19 protein-coding genes are annotated in these 24138 nt (G+C 39.3%); 8 read left to right on the top strand and 11 right to left on the bottom strand.

Annotation, left to right across the window (positions count from 1 at the left end; genetic code table 11):
• The first annotated feature begins 105 nt into the window (after positions 1-105).
• On the top strand, positions 106-924 hold the full coding sequence (locus FLEMA_RS0130210; RefSeq protein WP_026996349.1) for a hypothetical protein: 819 nt from the start codon (positions 106-108) through the stop codon (positions 922-924).
• A 326-nt stretch (positions 925-1250) separates the two neighbouring features.
• Here FLEMA_RS0130210 and FLEMA_RS76190 read toward each other — a convergent pair whose 3' ends face one another.
• Positions 1251-1859, bottom strand: a complete 609-nt coding sequence (locus tag FLEMA_RS76190) for a porin family protein (RefSeq protein WP_052354140.1) — start codon at positions 1857-1859, stop codon at positions 1251-1253.
• A gap of 414 nt (positions 1860-2273) precedes the next feature.
• Positions 2274-2630, bottom strand: coding sequence for a DUF6249 domain-containing protein (locus tag FLEMA_RS70665; protein ID WP_159102699.1), 357 nt, complete (start codon positions 2628-2630; stop codon positions 2274-2276).
• A gap of 351 nt (positions 2631-2981) precedes the next feature.
• Here FLEMA_RS70665 and FLEMA_RS0130160 point away from each other — a divergent pair, with 351 nt between their 5' ends.
• Together FLEMA_RS0130160 and FLEMA_RS0130155 are read left to right on the top strand one after the other, a co-directional pair.
• Complete coding sequence (locus tag FLEMA_RS0130160; protein WP_026996346.1) at positions 2982-3554, top strand: RNA polymerase sigma factor; 573 nt, start codon at positions 2982-2984, stop codon at positions 3552-3554.
• Between the two features lie 32 nt (positions 3555-3586).
• Positions 3587-4069 carry a hypothetical protein gene (locus tag FLEMA_RS0130155; RefSeq protein ID WP_044172134.1) on the top strand — a complete coding sequence of 161 codons (483 nt, stop codon included), beginning with the start codon at positions 3587-3589 and terminating at the stop codon, positions 4067-4069.
• An 82-nt stretch (positions 4070-4151) separates the two neighbouring features.
• Here the strand turns inward: FLEMA_RS0130155 and FLEMA_RS70660 are convergent, their stop codons facing one another.
• Positions 4152-5609, bottom strand: coding sequence for a rubredoxin (locus tag FLEMA_RS70660; protein WP_044172133.1), 1458 nt, complete (start codon positions 5607-5609; stop codon positions 4152-4154).
• Between the two features lie 332 nt (positions 5610-5941).
• On the opposite strand from FLEMA_RS70660, the gene FLEMA_RS0130110 reads away from it, so the two are divergent.
• Positions 5942-6343: a T9SS type A sorting domain-containing protein gene (locus tag FLEMA_RS0130110; protein WP_044172131.1), complete on the top strand. Its 402-nt coding sequence runs from the start codon at positions 5942-5944 to the stop codon at positions 6341-6343.
• Between the two features lie 138 nt (positions 6344-6481).
• Here FLEMA_RS0130110 and FLEMA_RS70655 read toward each other — a convergent pair whose 3' ends face one another.
• The 7 genes from FLEMA_RS70655 to cobA all read right to left on the bottom strand — a co-directional run bounded on the left by FLEMA_RS70655 (position 6482) and on the right by cobA (position 17615).
• A complete protein-coding gene (locus FLEMA_RS70655; protein WP_044172129.1) occupies positions 6482-10015 on the bottom strand; it encodes a nitrate reductase in 3534 nt (1177 codons plus the stop codon).
• Positions 10016-10518: 503 nt separating this feature from the next.
• Positions 10519-11373, bottom strand: a complete 855-nt coding sequence (locus FLEMA_RS70650; RefSeq protein WP_044172128.1) for an ABC transporter ATP-binding protein — start codon at positions 11371-11373, stop codon at positions 10519-10521.
• Between the two features lie 26 nt (positions 11374-11399).
• Positions 11400-12188 carry a nitrate ABC transporter permease gene (ntrB, locus tag FLEMA_RS70645; RefSeq protein ID WP_044172125.1) on the bottom strand — a complete coding sequence of 263 codons (789 nt, stop codon included), beginning with the start codon at positions 12186-12188 and terminating at the stop codon, positions 11400-11402.
• Between the two features lie 65 nt (positions 12189-12253).
• Positions 12254-13471, bottom strand: coding sequence for a CmpA/NrtA family ABC transporter substrate-binding protein (locus tag FLEMA_RS70640; protein WP_052354137.1), 1218 nt, complete (start codon positions 13469-13471; stop codon positions 12254-12256).
• Between the two features lie 135 nt (positions 13472-13606).
• The gene (locus FLEMA_RS70635) at positions 13607-15142 is read right to left on the bottom strand and encodes an alginate export family protein (protein WP_144080120.1); all 1536 of its coding nucleotides are present in this window, start codon (positions 15140-15142) and stop codon (positions 13607-13609) included.
• 134 nt (positions 15143-15276) lie between these two features.
• Positions 15277-16593, bottom strand: a complete 1317-nt coding sequence (locus FLEMA_RS70630; RefSeq protein WP_044172124.1) for a NarK family nitrate/nitrite MFS transporter — start codon at positions 16591-16593, stop codon at positions 15277-15279.
• A gap of 254 nt (positions 16594-16847) precedes the next feature.
• Positions 16848-17615, bottom strand: a complete 768-nt coding sequence (gene cobA, locus FLEMA_RS70625) for a uroporphyrinogen-III C-methyltransferase (protein WP_044172122.1) — start codon at positions 17613-17615, stop codon at positions 16848-16850.
• A gap of 448 nt (positions 17616-18063) precedes the next feature.
• On the opposite strand from cobA, the gene nirB reads away from it, so the two are divergent.
• From nirB to FLEMA_RS0129795, 4 genes are all read left to right on the top strand, one after another.
• Positions 18064-20571, top strand: coding sequence for a nitrite reductase large subunit NirB (nirB, locus tag FLEMA_RS0129815; protein ID WP_026997852.1), 2508 nt, complete (start codon positions 18064-18066; stop codon positions 20569-20571).
• Positions 20572-20701: 130 nt separating this feature from the next.
• Positions 20702-21058, top strand: a complete 357-nt coding sequence (gene nirD, locus FLEMA_RS0129805; RefSeq protein WP_044172117.1) for a nitrite reductase small subunit NirD — start codon at positions 20702-20704, stop codon at positions 21056-21058.
• Positions 21059-21231: 173 nt separating this feature from the next.
• The gene (locus FLEMA_RS70620) at positions 21232-22713 is read left to right on the top strand and encodes an ATP-binding protein (protein ID WP_044174845.1); all 1482 of its coding nucleotides are present in this window, start codon (positions 21232-21234) and stop codon (positions 22711-22713) included.
• Positions 22710-23357, top strand: a complete 648-nt coding sequence (locus FLEMA_RS0129795) for a response regulator transcription factor (protein ID WP_026996326.1) — start codon at positions 22710-22712, stop codon at positions 23355-23357. Before FLEMA_RS70620 ends, FLEMA_RS0129795 begins: the two co-directional genes overlap by 4 nt.
• A gap of 75 nt (positions 23358-23432) precedes the next feature.
• Here the strand turns inward: FLEMA_RS0129795 and FLEMA_RS70615 are convergent, their stop codons facing one another.
• Positions 23433-24134 carry a DNA alkylation repair protein gene (locus tag FLEMA_RS70615; RefSeq protein WP_044172116.1) on the bottom strand — a complete coding sequence of 234 codons (702 nt, stop codon included), beginning with the start codon at positions 24132-24134 and terminating at the stop codon, positions 23433-23435.
• Positions 24135-24138: the final 4 nt, after the last annotated feature.

Genomic DNA, 24138 nt, shown 5'->3' with positions numbered 1-24138 from the left:
TAAAAGTTTAAACAAAAATTGAAAATAGAAAAAACATAACCCAACTTGTAAATCTGTTTATTTTTTGCCTAATTTGCAAGAAAAAAATTAAAATAAATAATTGGTATGAAATCTTTTAAAAATTACATATTCTTCATCTATCTTTTTATTTCACATAACATCAACGCGCAAGATTATCTGAAAACATGTAGTGGAAAGTCGTTTGAAAGTAAAGTAGTTTATGCCAAAAAGCCGTTTGAGCCTAATGTAGATAACGAAACTATCAAGATTGAATACACCAGATTGGTAGAAATAAAGAACTCGAATGAGCTGAACTTGAAAATTAAGCGAGTAAGACAAAAAAGTAAAACCGCTATGACAAGTATGGATATTGATACCGATAGGCCATTCCCTAATAATGATATTGAGAAAAGTGCCTTGGAAAACTATTTAGAGCATGTTGACAAGCCTATCAAACTGAAGTTAACCCAAAATAGTAAACGTGATATTACCAGTAATATGTGGTTGGCAAAACTACCTATGATGAACCCTATTCAACAATTATCGGGAATATTTATCAAAGACTATGCTGCAAAGGGGTGGATAGATACTCTTCAAACAGACGAATATATTTATATCAACCAATATGTCTTTGATGGAGATAGCACGATAACATTGCAAGGTTCTGCAAGACCCAAATTATTAAAACAAGATACTGTTCCTTCGAGTGGCGATACGGTTAGTCCTAATTCGGGCGAGTCGCTACAGGCTCAATCAGAGGGCAAACGACTTACGTATCAGGCAAAAATTTACTTTAATAAAACCAATAATTTTATCTCGAAGATATATGGAAGTGTCAATACAATTGAAACCATGACCGTAATGGGGCAGAAGCACGACAGAAATATCAATGAATTTTTTCAAGTTATCAATAAACCATTATAGCACAACGTTTTAGTCCTAATACAAAACCCCCAAAATATGGTAAATACCTATTTTGGGGGTTTGTAAAATATTGACTATTAGTGAATTAGTGTGAATATGTAGTGGAATGATAAAAGGCTAATGGCTTGATATATACTAGATGATTAATTAGTATTATATGTAAGTTAAAATACTATTTCGGTCAGACAGAATGGCTATATTGTTAATCAAAAGTCCGACATCTCAATTTTTACAATGCTACCAAACCTCCATTCAAAATTCACTAACTCACTCATTCAATGGAAAGTAAGGAATATAGAATCAGTTATAAAGAAGTTATAGGAGGTTTATTTCTTTTTGCCAATATTGAATGCTACATAAAACTGGGCCGAAGAGTTTTTTAACTCGAAATAGTCGGAAAAGTTGCTCTTATCATCAATTTTGAAGTCTTTATTGATATTTACTAAGCCTAGAATATAACGGCCACCAACCGAAAACTGGTCGTTTATTTTGTATTCTAAACCACCCGCCAAGCCAACATCTATTTTCTTGAAAAGCCCATTGTAGCCAATCGAAAACAAATCGTTGATACCAATACGGGTATTTATCAAATAACTTACTTGTGGCCCCGCCAATAAAGAAAGGTCTTCGGTAACAGGGAATTTTACCAAAATAGGCAACGACAAATAATGTAAACCTACATTACCAACTCCTCCAATATTGAAGCCCTGCAAGCTGTATAATAGTTCAGGTTGTAAACCTACTTTTTCGGAAAGCATCCAATCTTGTACAACAATACCAGCGTGGAATGTACTTTTACTATTGATAACATTTACGGGTTCGGGCGATACTAATACATCGGCAATAGAATAACCTCCTTTAAAAGCTATGCTTTGAGCTTGTACAGCTACCGACGATACTAACAATAGGGTCAGGGCAACGAATAATTTTTTCATGATGTTCTAGTGTGGATTACAAACCGCTTTTTATTGATTTTGATGTTATAACGGAGAAATGCTTGTGAGGTCTCATAATAAAATGTTAATACTTGTTAAGCATTTGTTAATACAAAAAGCCTATAAAACGAAAAAGCCCTAGCACAGTTTGCTAAAGCATTGGTTATGAAGATATTTTGAAACTAGCGTAGTTGATAAACCATAACAATAAAAAATTATCTAAGTGTGTCAATAACAGAAGCTATTTTAATTAGTCCAATACCAGCGAGGCAATACCTTTAGCGATCGAGGAATTTGAAATATTGCATAAAAGAGGGAGCAGAAAAACCAAAAATGAATAGAATGAGCAAAACCCTGCAAGTGCCACGAACACTTGCAGGGTTTTGCTAAAGACTTATTGTGGATAAGCTCGGATTAGTCAATGTTGTTATTGTTGGCGTTGTTTTTATCTATTTTCATTTGTAAAAAATAAGAAAATAAAAGTCCTGCTCCGCCAAATACAAAAATCATTGAGAAATAGGCTACATCATCATCAAAGCCTAGGTTGTTTTCAAGAAAATGCCCAATCAAGAGGCCAATCCCAACACCCATACCCAATAAGCCCCAACGAAGAGAATTAGCAGGATTTACTTTGGATGATACCCCACGTGCTGGTGGAACAATCCCTTTGGCAATCATGGCCATTTTTTCGTCGTTCTCAAATTTGCGTAAAAAAACAATCATTGTTAATCCGCCAACTGTAGCAATAATTGGGATTAATAGAGCTAACATTCCTTCATTAATCATGTCCGTATTGTTGTGTTTAAATGTTTATTTCTTGAGTTTTAAGAGTCAGCCAAAAGATACTTTCCTAGAACAAGCCGCTTTTACTGAATTTCTGCCGATATGATGTAAAAATATGAAGCGAGGTTACAGGCTGTAATGAATATTTTTAGAATATTCTTTCAAACCCTTCATTACAGCTAAAAAAATGGTATCTATTGGATGAACACAAATATACTGGCATAAATCAGATGAAGCATCCCTACTTTTGCACATACCTCAATACATAATCTATATAACATTGAAGAATAATTTCATAAATTAGTGTAACCTTCTTAACCGACCTTGCATCATATTGCTGTGAAAACTTTAGAATCAGATATATCAATCATCGAGCGTATTTTGTCTGGCGATAAGTCGGGTTATAAAGACTTGGCTAATCGGCACAAAGGTTATGCTTTTACGGTGGCATACAAAGTGGTAGGCAATCGGGAAGATGCCGAGGAGGTGGCCCAAGATGCCTTTATTCAGGCCTTTCATGCGTTGGCTACTTTTAATAAAGAAGCTAAGTTTACGACATGGTTTTACCGAATTGTATTTAATGCCGCATTGATGTTTAAGCGAAAAAATAAAATCCAAGCCGAAGATATCGACCGCTCGCAGGCTGCTCAGGCTGTACCTGCCGACACTGCCGATGGCCTAAAATCGTTGGAGCAAAAAAGATATATTCAGATGGCACTGAATACCCTTTCGCCCGACGATGTTATGATGATTACTTTATTTTATTTAAAAGAACAAAGTCTCGATGAAATTAGCCAAGTGGTAGGTATTAGTGCCGACACCGCCAAAGTAAAACTTTGTAGGGCTCGCAAACGTTTAGCTGAAGAAATGAAACGTATGTTGGGCAATGAGTTACATTCGCTAGTTTTTTGATAGATACAAACACGCTCAAATTTGAAATGAAGATGAACGACGAAGAAATATTTGATATTTTAGACGGTATTGCCTCTGAGGAGGTGATTGCCCGTCACCAAAAACGCTTGTTGGAGGACACCGATTACCAACAGCTTTTTCTGGAATATGCTAGTACGCATGCTCTGCTGGAGGAGATGCCTCTTGAAAAAACAGCCGTTAATTTTACCGATAAGCTATTAGATAAATGGGAGCTTGCTCAGTCTCCCGTTGTAGTTACCCAATCTAGTAAATTACCTCTCTACTTTATGAGTGTAATGGCTGTACTGGCTATTTTGGTAATATTAGTAATGTTGGGTTTGCCTGCTAGCAACAAGCCTTATCAGTTTCCTGTAAATGTGGGTACTTCGGTCGAGTTTCTGAAAAATAAGGAGTTTATCAACGGACTGGTACTTATCAATGTATTAATAGCCTTATTTTTTATTGATAAAAAAGTGTTTCTTCCCTATTTTCAGCAGCATCATCGCGTTGGATAAAGCTATAGCAGGGATGCTATCTATAACCTAAAAGCACAGAGCTACAATCGTTATTCATTGTGGCTTTGTGCTTTTTTATGGATTAAGCAAAAGTAACTTCTATGGGCTCGAAATGAGCTTTACTACTTTCGCAAACAGAGCAACAAAAACTATCTGGCAGGGTTTCAAATTTGATTCCTGCAGGAATTTGATTAAGCGAATCGCCAAAACGTTCGTCATAAATAGTAAAACAGTTTTTACACTGATACGCCAAATAGCTTGATATAGCCTTGGTAGTTTTGTTTTCGATAACACCTGCCTGACTGGTCAAATCGCCAGAAGTATGGAGCGAATAATACCGCTTGGTAAGGCGTTGGAGCATTTCGGGTACATGAGCTTTGTGTAATCCTTTTTCAAACAAAACCAATTGACGTGTATTGGGGTTGAAGTCTTCGGTATGATAAATATCAAAAACACGGCTCAAACCACCCAATATCTTTCTTTTCTTGATTACAACCGAGCCAAAAACCTCCGATTTGGCACGTGTCTGAATAGCGAAACTCAAGCCAAATGTACGAACATCATCTTCGTCAAATTCACGAATAATGGTATTTTTGAGGGCTAATCCTTCGGGGGCGTGGTCTTCTACCTGCCAATTGAGTTCGTTGGCGGCATGCCTTACATTGATGCCATATTTCCCTAAAAGCTTATCCCAAATAGCCCTATCCTGATTTTCTATTCCCTTAATAATAAGCGATTTCCAGGGGGTAGTACATATTTGACCGATTTTGGTACTAAGACAAATACGACACAGGGCTAATAAAAAATCTATTCCAAATGATTCATGACGGCGGTAAATACCCAACCATGTTTTGTTGCCATATCGGTTAAAACCTTCATAATATGGAAGCATAAACTTGGGTAGTATCAAAGCTTCTTGGGAAGGCTGTGATATAATTTCGCCCTGAGCCATCAATTGTTCGTAAACTTCCTCTTCTGTTAGGGTATTCCCAAAGATTAAAATACTTTCTAGGCGTTTTGAAACCTTGGGTATTTCGAGGGTATAAATTAATATAGGTAAACAAAAAACAGCGTTCGACTGCCTATTGCGGATATACAAGTACCAAAAATTGGCAATTGGCGAAGCAATAAAATTGAGATTACCCGTAAAAAAAGGTGTAAATGACTGCTGATTATCCGAAATATTGATTTTGAGAGTAGGCTGAAAATCAAATCCATCAAAAATATCTTTGTAAATCCCTTCTGAAAGCCACTGCCCAGTCGGAAAAACCTCTTGGGCACAATACGATGAAATAATGTTAGGAAATAGATGGCTGTCTATTTCGTAGTCGATACCAAGGGTATTGAGCTGCTCTTTGAGCAGGCTAATACCACTACCTCGAAGAGTCTCGGCCTTTGTCCACATCAAAAGTTGCTGGCGTGCCCCAAAGCTTACATCTTTGATACCCGCTAGCTTGGCTGCTAATAAGATAGCCTCTAAAGTGCCTGGCGATACAATGCCCCCAGTGAGGTTTATTTTTAGTAAAGAGTAGTCTTGCATAACTTTCTAGTGATTTATACTTAATAAACTGATAATCAAAGTGATATTACTATTTCAATAAAAAGTATGATTGTGATTTTGAAAATGTAACTTTTCTAATAAATATAATTTTTTTAAGAAGAACTTTCTTGTTTTTGTTCAAATTTTTTACCCTTATCCATTGACTTTCCAAAATCCTTTCATAACTTTCGACTGTCAATTAAACGACGCAAGTAGTATTTCTCAGTAAATGAATACTTTAAGTCATTTGAAAATGTAAAAACAGTGATTTTAAGAGCAATATGAATTTTCTAAGAAATACAAGTGTTTCACTCTCATAAATAACGAATAAAATGAAAAACAACAATGTAATTAAAGCTATGTTTGTAGCAGCTGCTATGACTTGCTTGTCGAACGTAAGTGCTATTGCAAATTCTAACGATGAAGAAGCGTTTGTAAAAACTAAAATTGCTGCTGTAGCTAACTCACTTAGTTTCAATGTTTGGGTTGAGAAACCATCTAACAAAAAAGTAACAATCGTAGTAGTAGACAAAGACAACAACGAAGTTCACCGTGAGTACGTAGATGCAAAATCTGGTAAATTCGCTAAGACTTTTGACTTCTCTAACTTGAGTGATGGTAAATATACTATCGAGGTAATTAGCTCAAACATTGATGTAATCGAAGCTAAAACTTTCGAAATCAAAACTAGCTTTGTAACAAGCCGTGATTTAGTTGTAGCTCGTCAAAAATAATTTTCCCCTTTTTGACGCTTATGACTATAACTATGTTTGACCTCTGTAAATTAGGTTCATTGGAATTGAAATTTTGGAATTTAGAATTTACTTCTGATTCCAAAATTTCGATTCCTAGAACCTGATAACAAACTCAAGTTATACCATTACTTCTTCTTTGGTGTTAGCCTCCAAAATAGCTTTTACTTCTGGGCGACAACTTCCACACCCTGTTCCTGCTCCTGTTTGCGAGCATAACTGATTAAAGTCTTTACAACCTCCTTGAATGGCATTTTTCAGATTGCCTTCTCCTACATTATTGCACGAGCATACCAATTTCCCCATGACGGGGTCTGCTTTTTTTCCTGAACGCAATAGCTCAAGGCGTTTGTCTGACAACTCTATGCCATTGCCTATCAGGTCTTTAAATTCAAGAAACTCCGATTTGTCACCGATTAGTATTGCTCCAACTAGCTTGTCTCGGTAAACAATACATTTTTTGTAATATCTTTTGGCTTTATCTATAAAGACAATCTCTTCATATTCTGGATTATTGGGAGTATCTATGATGCCTAGCGAACACAGTTGTACGCCTTGGATTTTCATGATATTCATCGACAGCGAACCTTTATAGTAGCTAGCCCAGTCGCCAGCAATATATTTGGCAATAATATCGGCTTGTTGTTCGGCAGCGGCGGTAATACCCCACACTTGACCTCGCCATTGGGCTATTTCGCCAGCGGCAAATATATTGGGGTCGGATGTCTGGAGGTAGTCGTTTACGACAATACCTCGATTTACCTCGATACCCGCGGCTTTGGCAATTTCTAGGTTGGGGGTAGTGCCTATTGCAAAAACAGCCACTTGTACGTCTATTCTTCTGCCCGATTTTAGGCGGACACCCTCTAGTTTTTCTGTACCATAAAGCGATGCTACTTCGTCGTTGTAATAAATGTCTATGCCCAAATCGGCTATTTCATGATGCAGTAGTTCAGACCCAAGCTGGTCGAGTTGTCGGTCCATAAAACGCCCACTACGTTGTATAATCGTAACATTTACATTGATTTCACGCAGCGAGGCGGCCAATTCTAAGCCCAAGAGGCCCCCTCCAACAATTAGGGCATGAGGGTTTTCTTGTTGTAAAAAAGGCTTGAGGCTGTCGGCATCTATGCGTGAACGCATATTGACAATACCCGAAATACGTGGAATACTCGAAGGCATAAAAGCCCTAGAACCCATTCCTAAAATAAGGCGATCGTAGCTATGCTCTTGGCCAAGCGAATCAGTAATAACCTTGTTGGCTCGGTCGATATGGACTATTTCAACGCCTTTATGAACCTGAATATTGGCTTCGGCAAACTGGTCGTCTTTGAGTTTTACCAATTGTTCCCAATCCTGAGCCCCCGAAATATAATCGGGCAACATAACACGGTTATAGAAAGGGTGTATTTCTTTAGAAAATACATGAATTTCATCGGTTTTATTGAGCTCACGATATGATTTAATAAAGCCCAACCCTGCCGAACCTGCTCCGATGATTATGATTTTTTCGGGTGGTTTGATATAAGCTTGTACTTCTACCGCCGAAAATTTAAAATCAGGCTCTTTAGAACGAGGGTCAACCAAGGTATTGGTAAGATTGTTGGTTCGGCCAAAACTACGTTCTAATATTTTGCCAAAGTGCATGGGCATGAAACACACTCCTTCTTTTATATCGGTGGTGATTTTGGCTTTAATTTGAGCTTTTCCTCTGCGGTTTATAACCTCTACAATTTGGTTTTCCTTAATATTCCGACGATTGGCATCGTTGGGATGAAGCTCGATAAATGGTTGAGAAATATGTTGATTGAGTTTATTGACCTTGCCCGTTTTGGTCATAGTATGCCATTGGTCACGGATACGGCCAGTTGTCAAAATTAATGGAAAGTCGTTTGAAAGTGCCTCAGACTGATTTTGGTCGGGTACGGCATGGATTTTGGCTTTTTGGTTGGGTGTATAAAACCGATGATCGGTAAATAACCTTTTTGTTCCCTTAAAGTGAGGGTTGTTGTTAGCCTCGTCTTGGGTAAACGGCCACTGAACCGAACGTTTTTCTTGAAGAATATCGTAGCTCAACCCCGATATATCGATATTTGTGCCAGTAGTAGAACGGCAGTGTTCATCATAAATTTCACTATTGTTTTGATAAGCAAAGGCGTTGCCAAAGCCCATTTTCTGAGCAAATTTGATGATAATTTGGGTGTCGTCCATGGCTTCGCCTGGAGCATTCACAATTTTGGGAAGGAAGGTTATACGGCGTTCTGAATTGGTAAATACAGATTCTTTTTCGGCCCAACTAGCAGCTGGTAATACAACATCGGCATATTTGACGGTATCTGAGCGATGCGAAATATCCTGTACCACTACATATTTAGCGTTTTTCAAGCCTTGCTCTACAGCATTACTATCGGGCATACTCACCATTGGATTAGTACATACAATCCAGATAGCCTTCATACGGCCATCGGCAAGGGCTTGGAACATTTCGGTAGCCGTAAACCCAGGTTTATCCGAAATTTTAGTACCTCCCCAAAATGCCTGAATTTCTTCACGATGTACAGGATTCTGTAAGTCGCGGTGAGCAGGCAACATATTGGCCAAGCCACCTACCTCACGCCCCCCCATGGCATTGGGCTGGCCTGTGAGCGAAAAAGGGCCACTGCCTTCTTTTCCAATTTTACCTGTAATTAAATGTAAATCAATCAAAGAAAGATTTTTATTGACTCCAATAACCGATTGATTGAGCCCCATTGTCCACATCGACATAAAGCCTTTGGCTTCATAAATATATTGGGCAGCTAGTGTGATTTCGTGTTCGGGAATACCACATATTGTAGCCGCTTCGCTGATATTCCTTTCAAAAACCTGTTGCCGATAGGCTTCAAAGCCCTCGGTATGATTTAGGATAAAGTCGAGATTTATCCAGTTGTTTTCTATCAAAACCCTACCAATAGCGTTGGTAAGGGTAACGTCTGTGCCAGGGGTAATTTGCAAATGCAAATCAGCCTGCGATGCTGTTTGAGTTTTGCGAGGGTCAACCACTATAATTTTGGTATTAGGATTGGCCTGTTTATGAGCTTCTACGCGTCGCCAAATAATAGGGTGAGCCCATGCAGGATTAGCTCCTGTTACAAAAAAGGTATCGGCTAGCTCGATGTCGTCATAACAAATAGGGACGGAGTCTTCGCCCAAGGTGAGTTTGTAGCCTACCACTGCCGACGACATACACAAGCGAGAGTTGGTGTCGATATTATTTGAGCCAATAAAGCCTTTAATAAGTTTGTTGATAACATAATATTCTTCGGTCGAGCATTGACCAGACACATAAAAGCCTACCGAATCGGGGCCGTATTTCTGAATAATAGACTTAAATACTGCCGCCGTGCGGTCGAGGGCTGTATCCCAGCTTACTTTTTGTAATGGCAAATTGCGGTTGTACCGCATACTTGGATACAAAAGGCGGTCGGAAGTATCCATAACTGTATAATGGATATTCATACCTTTCGAGCACAACATACCTTTACTAGAAGGGTGTTCTTTGTCGCCTTCCAACTGAAGCTTGCCATTACCCAAGTCCGTTACGACGACACCACAGCCCACCCCACAGTACGAGCAGGTTGACTTTACTTGTTTTTTATTGGATAATATGCTCATATACAAAGAAAATTAAGTTTGTTGTTCCTACTAATATTGGAATTATTTACTCCTCTGGAGCTTTTTTAAACCTTTATAATAGTACTCATTTTGGATAAAATGGATATTTATTATACTATTATTCGATGGTTTGATGATTTTGGTTGATTTGTTGCAAAAACGTGATAATTGCTGTAAATCAATGGTGTTATTCGTGTATATTTGTTTTTATGTTATTGCAAGTTTACTCAAAATCGTTTTTGTGGGTATGATAAAAGTTTTGTAAACTATTTTGATGAATGGTTTGAATTCTAGCTCGTCCTTTTTTATATTTGAAATGAGAATTGCGGAAATCATAAATTCTTAGAATAGTAAAATAGTATGACTTTTGCCGCTACAAACTTCATTGAATCCCAGACACCGCTATGTTAGGGACAACCCACTATCTTACTAATTTTAAGGATAAAGCATATCAAACAAAAGTTTGATTTTGTAGCCCGAAATGAATATTTCGGGCTTTTTTATTAATCCTCAATCGAAAACTTATCGAATAGTAAGCCCAGTAGCTCGTCATGAATCCTGATATAGGCTGGGTCGTGGGCAATATCCTTCTTGTTGCGGGGTCTTGGTAATGGAACATCTACAATCTTTTTTATGGTAGCGGCTGGGCCGTTGTTCATTACAACCACTTTGTCAGATAAAAATATAGCCTCTTCAATGTCGTGTGTTACCATTACGATGGTTTTGTTGCGATTGTCCAAATTCCATAATTTTAGTAGCTCAATGTGCATCGATCCTTTGGTGAGGGCATCTAATGCCCCAAAGGGTTCGTCGAGCAATAAAATACTAGGGTTAATCGCAAATGCACGGGCAATAGCAACCCTTTGTTTCATGCCTCCCGACAGTTGACTCGGTAGTTTGTCTTTATGAGGAGTAAGGTTTACCATCTGAATATAATGCTCGACAATCTCGTGTTTTTGAGTGGTAGTTTTATCCTTAAAAACAGAATCTACTGCTTCAAAAATATTTTTGTAAACCGATAGCCAAGGCAAAAGCGAATAGTTTTGGAATACAATACCACGGTCGGGGCCGGGGCCTTTTACCAAATTGCCGTTGGCAATAACGCTACCACTAGAGGGTGTCACCATACCAGAAATAGTATTCATCAAAGTGGACTTGCCACAACCTGAATGACCAATCAAGGCGACAATTTCACCCTTTTTGATGTTCAACGAAATATCTTCTACTGCTGTGAATCGTCCTTTGGGTGTTTTGAACGAAACCGTTACATGATTGATTTCAATAGCGGTTTCTTGGTGGATTTTGTGGAAATCGCTGGCCGAGTCAACTAATTCCAAGGAGTTGTGTATAGGAGTCATGATACGAATAAGCTTGGGAAAAAGGTTTATTTCTGTTCGTAAGAAAAAGCATTTTGTAAGACACTGAATCCTTTGTCGAGTAATAGCCCAACAGTACCGATAATTAAAATAGCAACAAGGATTCTTTCCAATGAAAGAGCATTCCAGCTATCCCACACAAAAAAGCCAATACCCATACCCCCCGAAAGCATTTCTCCAGCTACAATCACCATCCATGCTACACCAATTGAAAGGCGAAGCCCCGTAATAATATGGGGAATAGCAAAAGGAAGCATGATTTTGGTGATATATTTCCATGTTGAAAAGCCAAAAGCTTTACCCACATTTTTATGGTCGTCAGGAATACTCGCTACGCCAAAGGCTGTATTAATCAAAGTTGGCCAAAGAGAGGTAATCATAATAATAAAAACGGTAGCTCCTTCGGCGGCTTTGAAGGCCAACAAACCCAGCGGAAACCACGCCAAGGGCGAAACAGGTCGCAAAATTTGTACAATAGGGTTGAGGAGTTTCATGCCTGTTTTGGACGAACCCATTAGTAAGCCCATAGGAATAGCCACAATACTGCCTGCTCCAAAGCCACTAAATACCCTAATCAACGAACTTACCAATTGATTACCAATACCTTTGTCGTTGGGGCCTCGGTCGTAAAACGGCTCGGCCATAAGTTCTTGAAAAACAGCCCAGGTAGCAATAGGGCCAGGGATTTCGTTGGCAGTAACCAAGGTTACGAGTTGCCAAATACCCAATAAAATCAGCATACTTCCTCCAAAGAAAAGGATATTGCTGCCTGTTTTTTTGAATGAATAAGTTGTCATAATCAATACCTGTTAAAGGTATTCATCTTTGATAATGTGCAAAAATGAATACCTGATAAAATAGATTATTTTTTGGTAGCCTTCAAATAAGCCTCAACATTCGAGGGGTCGAAAGGCACATCATAAGTAGTTTTGAACGACTTCATATCTACTTGTGTAGGAATATTCATTTCTTTGGCTACCTCTTGAAACAAGTCGTCTAGTATCAATTTTTCAGCAATAGCTTTATAGTTGGGTTCTGTTTTTAAATAGCCAAAGCGAACATATTGTGCTAAAAACCAAATAGCATGCGATTTATGAGGCATATTTACTATACCATTGTTGTAAAAAGTCATGTAATCGTCTTTGTATTTTTGTACTCCTAAGTCGCAGCCAAGGTCGTTTGAGCCTAATAATCGAGCTTCAATGATGGGCAAAGCTGCATTGACATAATATGGTTTGGTAAGCCAAGCTGCTGCTTTTTTGCGGTTGCTCATATTATCTAACCAGCGGCAAGCCTCAATAATAGCCTTCATAACCTTTTTTAATTCTTCTTTTTCTTCAGCGGCAAACTTGCTATTGACAACCAAGGCTTTTTCTGGGTGATGTTTCCAAATATCTTGAGATGCAATATGCGTAAAACCAATATTCTGGGTAGCTGCTACGCCATTCCAAGGCTCGCCAACACAATAGCCCTCCATATTATCGACACGCATATTTGCTACCATTTGTGGAGGAGGAATAGTAATAATCCCAACCGATTTTTGATTAATACCTGCTGCTGCTAACCAGTTGCGTAGCCAAATATCGTGTGTTCCACCAGGGAAAGTCATCGCAAAAGTTACTTCTTTACGTCCTTGCACATTTTTGACAGCCGCAGCCACTTTGTTTACTTCTTTGAATCCTACTAGCCCACAAAAATCCTTTGATAAGGTAATACCCTGGCCATTGTTGTTGATTACCATAGCGATTTTCATTTCAGCACCAGCTTTTCCTCCAATACCTGTATATACCGAAAGGGGCATCGAGAAAAGACAATGTGCTCCGTCCAACTCTCCATTGAGTACTTTGTCACGAATATTGGCCCAAGATGCTTCTTTCGACAATTCTACATCTACTCCATATTTGGCAAACAAGCCTAATTCTTTGGCAGCCACTAGCGGAGCACAGTCTGTAAGTGGTATAAACCCTAATTTAATTTTTCGTCCAAGCGGTTTGGTCGGATTACTTGCCGACATCCCAAATGCTACCGACACTAAGCCAATAAGCACTATTAGTTGTTTTAACAGAGTTTTTGTGTTCATTTTGTTGGTAAGTTTTACACTAAAAATCGACCCCCATCGACGTAATAGTGCATAATATGATTAAAAAATGTATTTATTGAGCATGGGCTAATGTCTTCAAGGAGTATCTCCTTTTTTACAAAAACCGCAATGGTTTTATTGTTTAATTGCTATTGGTTTGCTATAAAAAAAATCGGGTCTGATATTAATCATTGCATAGAACCAAGTCCCGGTTTTGTCATAAGTCGTTGAGCTATTTTGTGCCTTGGCAATAGGCATGCTATCGGTTGCTTTCATGATAGAATAGCCTAGCTCGATATTAGTAAACTTGTTCATGGTATAGCTTAACGTAAAATCAAACTCAGTTCCTAATTGTTGGTTTATTGGTGTTTTGTTACCATCAGCACCTGTTGTAATCATAGGCTTATTGAGGGCAAAAGAATGATAATCGAGCCCCGCTGTTAGTACATTAGTGGTATATTTTGCCTTGAAATAAGCATTATTTAAGCCCCCCGCAGGAGAACCCGTTCCAACATAGAAGTAATCCATATAGCCCCAATGTTTGTGTGGAGTACCATAAAGTGGGTCAAAACGATTGTTTTTGCCACTTGGATTCAGAGCGTCGTTGCCCGAGAGTACATCATAACCAGGGGTAAAAGCCCATTTACCTTTTTGGTAAGTAGCCGATAGCGTATAATGATAGGCATCCATGGCCATGCCCTCACGGTCTTTGCCCGATTGGGCATAGTAAGCACCCTGAATCGCAATTTTGCCAAAGCCCGAAGCATTGCCCACAGTATGATTTATCATTAAACCATAAGTATAGCGACTATTGGTACCTGTCAAGCCTCTAAAATCTTTGCCATATAAATAGCCATTGGCTCGGTTTCCTACCAAAGTGTCGAGTTTATATTTACTAAAGTCATCGTTGAAGAATAAACCCGAAAATTTGGTTTGATTAAATTTCCGACTTACATACACGCTTTTGAATGATTTATAGTCTTGCGAAGCTCCATTGGTACTAGGATTACTTGTCAATACAGCCCCATTAGGAATCGTTCCTGCTGGAATCGCCACCAACACACCCTTAGAATTAGCCATATATTGAGGCGTATTGGCTGGCGTAAATACTGTTCCAGTAGTATTAAAGGCATCGGTATTTTGGTTATATGCCAAGCCAATATCAAATTGCCATCCAGCGTGCATCCCTTTTAGCAGAACCATGTCATGACGGCGGCCTTGTTGTAGCCAATCCAAATTACCAATCAAGCGCACATCATCGTAGCTAAGTTCTTGGCGTCCAATTTTAATCGAAAGCTGGTCTATAGCCTTGAATTTTAGGGTTGTGTCAGCTTTGTTGGCCAAGGTCACTTCAGCCCACCCCTCGTGTAGCATCAGGCGGTTGCCGTCGGCACTCGAAATCGTCGAAGCGTCTTGCCCCCATACCCTTACATCTTGTAGAGTAGCCCCAAACGTAACTCTATCCCATTTGTACCCAAAAATAAGGCGTGTTCGTTGCGAAGTAAAGGCGGCAGGGTCTGAGCCTGCGGGTACTAAATTTCCAAGTCCATTACGAACTTCCGTGCGAGTTCTCATTTGTCCTTGCAAAGAAAACTGAGCATTAGAAACAAAGTGAGTATAAACACCCATCAATAAGGCTAAAATAGCCTTGATTTTGTAAGTTTTTTTCATACTTTTGTAGCTGATTGTAAGATTTTTAACAGAGTTTTGCGATTTTGCCCGAATCGAGACCCCCATCTCATTCGGGTTTTTTTATCTATTACTATTACTTTTGGTAATACAGTTTTGGTACGACCCCGTGGTAATTATGCTAATTCGGGTTCGGTAATGTTGCTATTGATAGCCACACTTTGTTTGTCAAATTTGATAAGAGCGGTAAGCAAACCTATACTGGTAACGATAAGCCCAATATAAAAAAAAGCTTGATTGTAGGTTATATTTTCTGATTTGAAAAGGAAGCCAGCTAGTACACCTCCCAAATTGCCACCAGCCCCAACAATACCAGCCACAGAACCGATGTTTTTAGTGTCGATAAACGGAACAATTGAATAGGTAGCCCCGTTGGCCATTTTTAGGAAGAACGCAAACCCTAGCATAGCTACAACAGCCATGGCCAATGAACCCGTTTGTGCAAATAAAACAATACCAATGCCTTCGAGCGACAGTAAGGCCGCCAATAACCAGCCTTTACCTTTTAGCCCCATAGTATGCCCAACTTTGTCGGCAACGATACCTCCAATTGCCCGAGCAAACAAGTTCATGAAGCCAAAAATACCTGCTAGCAAGCCTGCTGTACCTAAATCACACTTAAAGTTTTCGGAGAAATACAACGCTGCTACATTATCGAATGTTATTTCGATACCAAAGCAAGCACCATAAGCCAAAAACAAAATCCATGTGCGGTAGTCGGTGGCGGCATCCCAAAATGAACCTTTAGGTTGGTTGCTGTTGGTACGAGTAATATCGGTATAGTTACCCTGAGGGGTGTCTTTGGTATAACGGAAATACACCCATGCCATACAGAGCAAAATAACCCCTGGTACAATCATTGCCAGTCGCCACGCATCATGATTGGCATAGCCAGCTCCTACAAAAGCCGCAAAAATCACAGGCATAAACATATTGGTAATACCACCGCCCAAATTGCCCCAGCCACCAGCTACAGCATTGGCCGTTCCTTTGATTTTGGGTGCAAACATCACAGAAGTATGGTATTGCGTAATTACAAACGATGCCCCGATAACGCCAATTGCCAAACGGAAAAGCAAAAAACTTTCATAACTATTGGCTAGCCCGATAGTCATAACAGGAATAGACCCCAGTAACAATAAGCCCGTATAGGTGATTCTTGGCCCTAACGTATCACATAAACGTCCGATAAGTAATCGGGCAAATATGGTAGCTGATACCGACGCAATAATGATATTGCCGATTTGAGATTTGGTAAGCCCCAAATCATCTTTTACAATTTTCATCAGTGGAGCAATACCAAACCAACCAAAGAAGCAAAAGAAGAAAGTAACCCAAGTGATATGAAAGGTTTGCATCTGGATACCCTTCAATGAAAAGACGTTTAAAACCTCTAACGGTTTTTGATTTGAAACAGAGTTTTGCGATAACATAGTTTATTTCGAAATTTCCGTAAATCAATTGCCCCCACAATACAACTTACGTATGGAATGTACACTCGCCCCCACGAGTGACAATTTTCAACTGATGTTGAAGGGAAATAAAGAAACATTACTGTGCCGATAAATCGAGCAGGTATAAAATTTAATTTTGAGAGTGTTGTGAAGTGTTGATATAATTTTAGTTAAGGTAATGTGTTGCTCTTTTCCAAAAGCGTGTTTTATATAGTGTTTGATTTTAAGCTTTATTATACTTGTTTAATACTGATTGCTTCTTTGAGGTATGCTTCAATATATTCAGGATGAAGGCTTACTACTTCACCAATCACAATTACAGCTGGATTGCTGAGCTGCTGGAGGCTTGCTTTCTGAGTAATATCCTGAATAGTTCCAATCACATAATTGACATTTTTGCGTGTCCCATTCTGAACAATCGCAACAGGCATTTGGGCTTTTCCGTGTTGGTGAAATATCTGACAAATTTTATCAAGCTTGCTCATACCCATCAAAATAACCACCGTAGCTGTTGACTGTGCCGCCAAAGCAATGTCGTTCGACAAATCGCCTGTTTTGGTTGTGCCAGTAATTACCCAAAAGCTCTCTGAAAAACCCCTTGTTGTAACAGGGATTCCTACCGAAGCAGGAGCCGCAATGGCCGAGGTTACTCCCGATACAACCTCGCATTCTATATTAAAGGCTCGGGCATATTCTATTTCCTCAAATCCTCTGCCAAATACAAATGGGTCGCCACCTTTTAACCTCACTACATGCCCATACTGTAATGCCAGTTCTACAATTTTGTAATTGATTTCTTCCTGCGTATAAACATATTTACCTAAGCGTTTTCCTACATATACCATTACGGTATTGGGGCGAGAATAAGCCAATAATTCCTCATTGGCAAGGGCATCGTACAGAATTACATCGGCCGACTCGATAGCTCTTATCCCTTTTAGAGTAATTAACTCTATGTCGCCAGGCCCTGCACCAATCAAAGTTAATCTTGGAATATTCATATATTAAGCTTTTTTGTTATTTTTGCTTATGGTTGTAAATACTCAGTGTTGATTTCGATACAAAAATGCTACAAAAATGTTTAAATCCAAAATTTAAGTTAAAAATTTAGGTATTTTTTTGATAAAACTTGCAAAATCAATTAAAATAAGTTTAAATTTGATGTATTAATCGGAGATAAGTAGAAAAAAATCAATAAATTTGTTATGGATAAAATACAAATCAATGATAAGTTTCTTTTGATTTTTATAGTTATAAATAACTAAATTCTTTTCTCTGATAATGCACCAATGATATGAGTATTTATTACTAATTGGGTAAATATGCTTATTTGGCACCAATACCATATCATTTTGGCATGTATGATTTAGCGTAAAGCTACTCAATCATAAGGTAGCTTTTGTATCGGTAAGTAAACAAGCATTTATCATCCTAATAAAGAATCATCAAATGAAAAAGAAAATTGTCGTAGTGGGGAACGGCATGGTGGGGTATAAGTTTTGTGAAAAACTTATTACCAAAGACACTGCTCAGGAGTTTGATTTGGTTGTATTTGGCGAAGAGGTTCGTCCTGCTTATGACCGAGTGCATTTGTCATCATATTTTGCTGGTAAAACAGCCGATGACCTAACAATGGCTCCTGCCAGTTGGTATACCGAAAACGGTATTACTCTTCACCTTTCTGACCCTGTAGTGGACATCGATAGAGATGCCAAAACAGTTCGTTCACATCATGGTTTAGTTCAAAACTATGATTATCTGGTATTAGCCACTGGCTCGTCGGCTTTTGTTCCGCCGATTCCTGGGGTTGAGAAAGACGGTGTGTTTGTTTATAGAACCATCGAAGATTTGGATTTGATGCAAAGCCACGCCAAAACAGCCAAAAAAGGTGCTGTAATAGGAGGGGGGCTGTTGGGGCTTGAAGCCGCTAAAGCTTTATTAGACTTAGGGCTTACCGAAACTCACGTTATTGAATTTGCACCAAGGCTAATGCCTCGACAAATTGATGAGGCGGGCTCAAAAATGTTGCAGAACAAGTTGGAAGAGTTAGGCCTGAAAATTCATTTGAATAAAAACACGCAGGAAATAAAAGGCAACGGGGTTATTTCGTCGATGCTTTTTGCCGATGGTGTCGAGCTAGATGTTGATATGTTGGTGATTTCGGCGGGTATCAAACCCCGTGACGAAATTGCTAAAGTGGCTGGCTTAGAGGTAGGTACACGAGGAGGTATTGTGGTAAATGACTACTTACAAACTTCTGACCCATATATTTTTGCTATTGGCGAATGTGCCTTGGCTCATCAGATGGTTTATGGCTTGGTGGCTCCAGGCTATGAAATGGCCGATGTTGTGGTGAGTTTTCTTTTAAATGGAGAAAAGTCATTTAAGCCCTATGATATGTCTACCAAACTGAAACTTATAGGGGTAGATGTAGCCAGTTTTGGCGATGCCTTTGTACAAGAGCCTCATTGCCAAACAATTGTATATGAAAATTCGGCAAAAGGAGTTTATAAAAGAATTAACGTTTCGGCCGATGGTAAATATTTGTTAGGAGGAATTCTGATTGGTGATGCCGAGCAATACAATATGTTGCTCCAAAATGTGAAAAATCGCACAATTTTACCTCCCGACCCCGAAGACCTAATGTTGGGAGCTCGTGGTGGCAAAGAAGATACAGCTGCAGGTGTAATGGCCTTGCCCAACGAAGCTTTGATATGCTCGTGCGAGGCTATTACAAAAGGACATATCTGCGAGCAGGTACTGGCTGGCAACAATACCCTCGATGCTATTAAGAAATGTACAAAAGCTGGAACGGGCTGTGGTGGATGCGTACCAATGGTGAAAGATTTGATCAGCGAAACCATGAAGTCGCAAGGGGTATATGTACGCAATACAATCTGTGAGCATTTTGACTATACTCGCCAAGAGCTTTTCGATATTATCAAAATCAAAGAATATAAGTCGTACAACGAGGTTTTGGATGGTTTAGGAAAAGGCGATGGTTGTGAAGTTTGTAAACCTGCTGTAGCCTCTATTTTGGCCAGTTTGTGGAACGAGTTGATTCTGACACGTGGCAACGATACCGTACAGGATTCAAACGACCGCTTTTTGGCAAATATCCAAAAAAATGGTACGTACTCGGTAGTGCCTCGTATTCCTGGTGGCGAAATCACCCCAGAAAAACTGATTGTAATTGGACAAGTTGCTTTGAAATATGGTTTGTATACCAAAATTACAGGCGGACAGCGTATCGACCTTTTCGGGGCTCATGTATCTGACTTGCCTAATATTTGGGAAGAATTGGTCAATGCGGGCTTCGAGTCGGGGCATGCCTATGGCAAGTCGTTGCGTACCGTAAAGTCGTGTGTAGGCTCTACGTGGTGTCGTTTTGGCTTGCACGATTCTGTTTCGTTTGCTATCGAAATAGAAGAACGTTACCGAGGCTTACGATCGCCCCACAAATTAAAATCGGCAGTTTCGGGCTGTACTCGTGAATGTGCCGAAGCTCAGTCAAAAGACTTTGGCATTATTGCTACCGAAAAAGGCTGGAACTTATATGTATGTGGCAATGGAGGCGTAAAACCTCAACATGCTTTGTTGTTGGCAAGCGACATTGATTCGGCTACTTGTATTAGATATATCGACCGCTTTTTGATGTTTTATATCAAAACAGCCGAGCCTCTGGCTCGTACTGCCACATGGCTCAACAAACTGGAAGGAGGTATCAATTATCTAAAAGCCGTGGTTATTGATGATGTATTGGGATTGAACGAGCAGTTCGACAAAGAAATGGATTTGTTGGTAGAAGCCTACAAATGTGAATGGAAAGAGGTGGTATCTAACCCTGATTTACGCAAAAGGTTCACCCATTTTGTCAATGCTCCACAATTAAAAGACCCTTATGCCAAATTTGAGCCAATGCGCGACCAAATCAAAGCGGCCGAATGGGTAAAATAAGATAGGGTAAATTCAAGTGTATTGGTATGTGTCTGACTATCAGGGTGCTATTCAGGTATTTGCTAAGTCGCTGTTTGTCCAAGTACTTATTTAAGTGGAGTTATTCTGTACTTTAAAAGCAACCATCATCATGAGTAATATAACAACCGAACAACCGATTATCTGGCACGAAGCATGTGCTATCAGCGATATTCCTGCCGACGGAGGTGCATGTGCCCTTATTGAAGGCGAACAAATAGCAATTTATAATTTTGCCCGACGAGGCGAGTGGTATGCCACACAAAACCTTTGTCCACATCGCCAACAAATGGCTTTGTCGCGGGGTATGATAGGCTCTACAGGGCCAGAACAAGAACCAAAGGTAGCTTGTCCTTTTCATAAAAAAACATTTTCACTAACAACAGGAGCTTGCTTGTCGGGCGATGATTACCAAATCAAAACCTATCCTGTCAAAATTGAAAATGAAAAGGTATATGTAGGCTTATAGGCTGTTTTTGGGATACAATAGGCTATAAATTTTAGTACAATAAAACCACTTATAGCCTATTGTTATAAACAAAAATAGTATCTAAAAAAGATTTTTTTGTAACAATTTGATAACCAATAAATTACTTGAAAAGGCTTAGCGATTTATTTCGAAAAATTGGTATATTTCAGGTTATGAGACCTTTAGATACCCAAGTTTTTCAGCGTCTGACCCGCTTGTACGTAATAGCCCTTACAACAGTGGCCGTGCTGTCTATGTCTGGTCAGTTGGTTATCCAATTGTTTTTACATCAACTCCTCGACGATTCGCATGTAATCAACATTGCTGGTCGTCAGCGAATGCTAAGTCAGAGGCTCTCAAAAACAGCCGTATTGCTGTGTCGTCCCGAAATCTTTCAGGCCGATGCCGAACACTATAGCCAAGATATTAAAGAGATAATATCCCTTTGGCAAAAAAGCCATAATGGGCTTAAAAATGGTGAGTTAGAAACCCCTGCCAAAACCTACACCGTAAGAAATAGCGAAACTATCGACAGTTTATTTAACCAGCTTGACCCTGTATTTAGGGTTATGCTGCTCAATGCCAATCGTATCAGTAGAGGTATCGAGCAGCCGCAGGCAAATCAGTCGGAAGCCTTACAATATTCATTAAATCAGATACTGACTCACGAAAGAGCATTTCTGAAAATGATGGATAAAATTGTCTTTCAATACGACAAAGAGGCTAGCCATAGGGTAGATACCATTAAACGAATCGAGCTTATTTTGTTTGTTTTGCTATTTATTGTGTTGATTTTGGAAGGGCTATTAATATTTAGGCCAATTGCTAATTATATTAGAGTGGTAATTAGAAAATTGACCGATTCAGAGAAAGAATTGCGAGAAGCCAACGAAATGCTTTTACAAACCCAACAGGCTTTGGTTCAGGCTACCGAAGAAAAGTATAAGTTACAACTTACCGAAGAAAAGGTACGCTCTGCGTCGTTGATGGAAGGGCAAGAAGTAGAACGCAAAAGATTGGCTTGCGAGCTACACGATGGTATAGGGCAAATGTTGACAGGATTAAGGTTATTGGGCGAAAAAGTGCGAAGCACGCCTTTTGCCAATAGTAAGCAAGAAAAATCGTTTGATGAGCTACAAAAATTGATTCAAGAAACAATAGAGGCAACCCGAACGGTGTCGTTTAATTTAGCTCCTTCGGTACTTAGTGATTACGGTGTGGGGCCAGCCATTAGAATTTTATCAGAACAAACGGCCAAGGCTTCGGGTATTGCCATCGAGTTTAACGAACCCAAAATAGCAAGACTACCCGAAAATATCGAAACTACTTTGTATAGAATCACGCAGGAAGCTTTACATAATGCCGTGAAGTATTCGGAAGCGACCGAGATTAGCATTCATTTAACAGAACATCCCAACGAAGTTCGTTTGGATATTATAGATAATGGAAAAGGATTTGAAATGACCACCGTAAAAAAAGGCTTGGGAGGAAGTGGCTTGAAAAACATGCAAACACGCTCTAGCCTATTGAATGGTCAGTTTAAAATACAGACTAAATTAGGAAAAGGTACTGCTATAGTGGTGAAAATTCCTATTTTGAATAATCGAACGTCCACTATTTCAAAGAAAAAACAATTAACTCAACAAACGTTATGAATCCTATAAAAGTATTGTTGGCCGACGACCACGATGTGGTTAGAAAAGGAATGAAGATGCTTCTTGAAGATGAAGAAGGAGTACTGGTAATTGGCGAAGCTGCCGACGGCGCTGAAGCCATAGAAAAAGTACGAATGTTGCTTCCAGATGTCGTTATTTTGGACTTGACTATGCCCAAAATGACAGGTATTGAAGCGGCTGCCATTATTTCGCAGGAATACCCTAGTGTAAAAATTCTCATCTTTTCGATGCACAACAACCGTGAATATATTATCAATTCGGTAGAAAGTGGTGCTAGTGGCTATTTGTTGAAAGATACAGGAAAAGATGAATTATTGCGTGCCTTGGTTGTGGTATCGGAAGGAAGAAAGTACTTCCCTCCTGAAATATCGGAAGTAATTATCGACGAACTGCTGTCCAAAAATTTGGTAGGTACAACACCTTCCGAAAATAAGCCTATCTTCCAAAAAATCACGCCTAAAGAGCGTCAGATTTTGGACTTGATTGTACAGGGGTATAATAGTCGTGAAATTGCAGATAAACTCTTTTTGAGTATCCGTACGGTCGATAACCACCGTGCCAATATGATGAAAAAAACAAAGGCTAAAAATACCGCCGATCTAGTGAAAATGGCTATCCAGTAGCCCCAAAGAGTATTCTTTTTATAAGATTCATATATAATACAGACTTTCCTTTGGCATGGCTATTGGGAAGTCTTTTTATTTTCTTTTTAAGTAATACTGTCGGTCTTTTTCGGGAAGTTTCTCAATCGCATATCTTAACATAGTACGAGGCATTTTGGGCGAGTGTTCATCCAAAAACTCGGTTAATGTCAAAATATCTCTTTTCCCAATTTCTCGGAGCATCCAGCCGCTTGCCTTATGGATAAGGTCGTGTGTATGGGGCAAAAATAGCTCGGCAAGTTGTAGTGTGTCGGCAAATTGCCCTTTTCTGATAAAAGCCAATGTACTAATAATAGCCACACGCTGAGCCCAAAGATGTTTGCTTTGAGCAAGGTCATACAAAATACTTCGGTCTTTGTCTAAAAGCCAGACACCAACCAAATAATAGGCCGAACAATCTACCAAATCCCAATTATTGATATAGTCGATGTGGGCCAAATAAAGTTCTATTATTTGGGCTTGTGTGGCAATATCAGCTTTTTTGAATTGCTCTACCCAAACCATCAAGCCACAAAAGCGGTATTCATGAATAGGATTAGTAAGTAGCTGTGTAATGGCTTGGGGTGCGATTTTTTTAGAAAACCGTTTTACCAAAACTCTTACTTGTGGATTAGACAGCCCTAAGAAAATATCTCCTTCGGCATATTCACCTTTACCCGTTTTGAAATACTTAGCCATAAAAGCCGCTCGTTCGGGGTTACGAAGCTGTTGTATAGCCATTTCGAGTTCTTGTAGCATAACG

This window comes from Flectobacillus major DSM 103, from assembly GCF_000427405.1.
Taxonomy (GTDB): domain Bacteria; phylum Bacteroidota; class Bacteroidia; order Cytophagales; family Spirosomataceae; genus Flectobacillus; species Flectobacillus major.
This window is presented reverse-complemented; position numbering and strand designations above follow the sequence as displayed.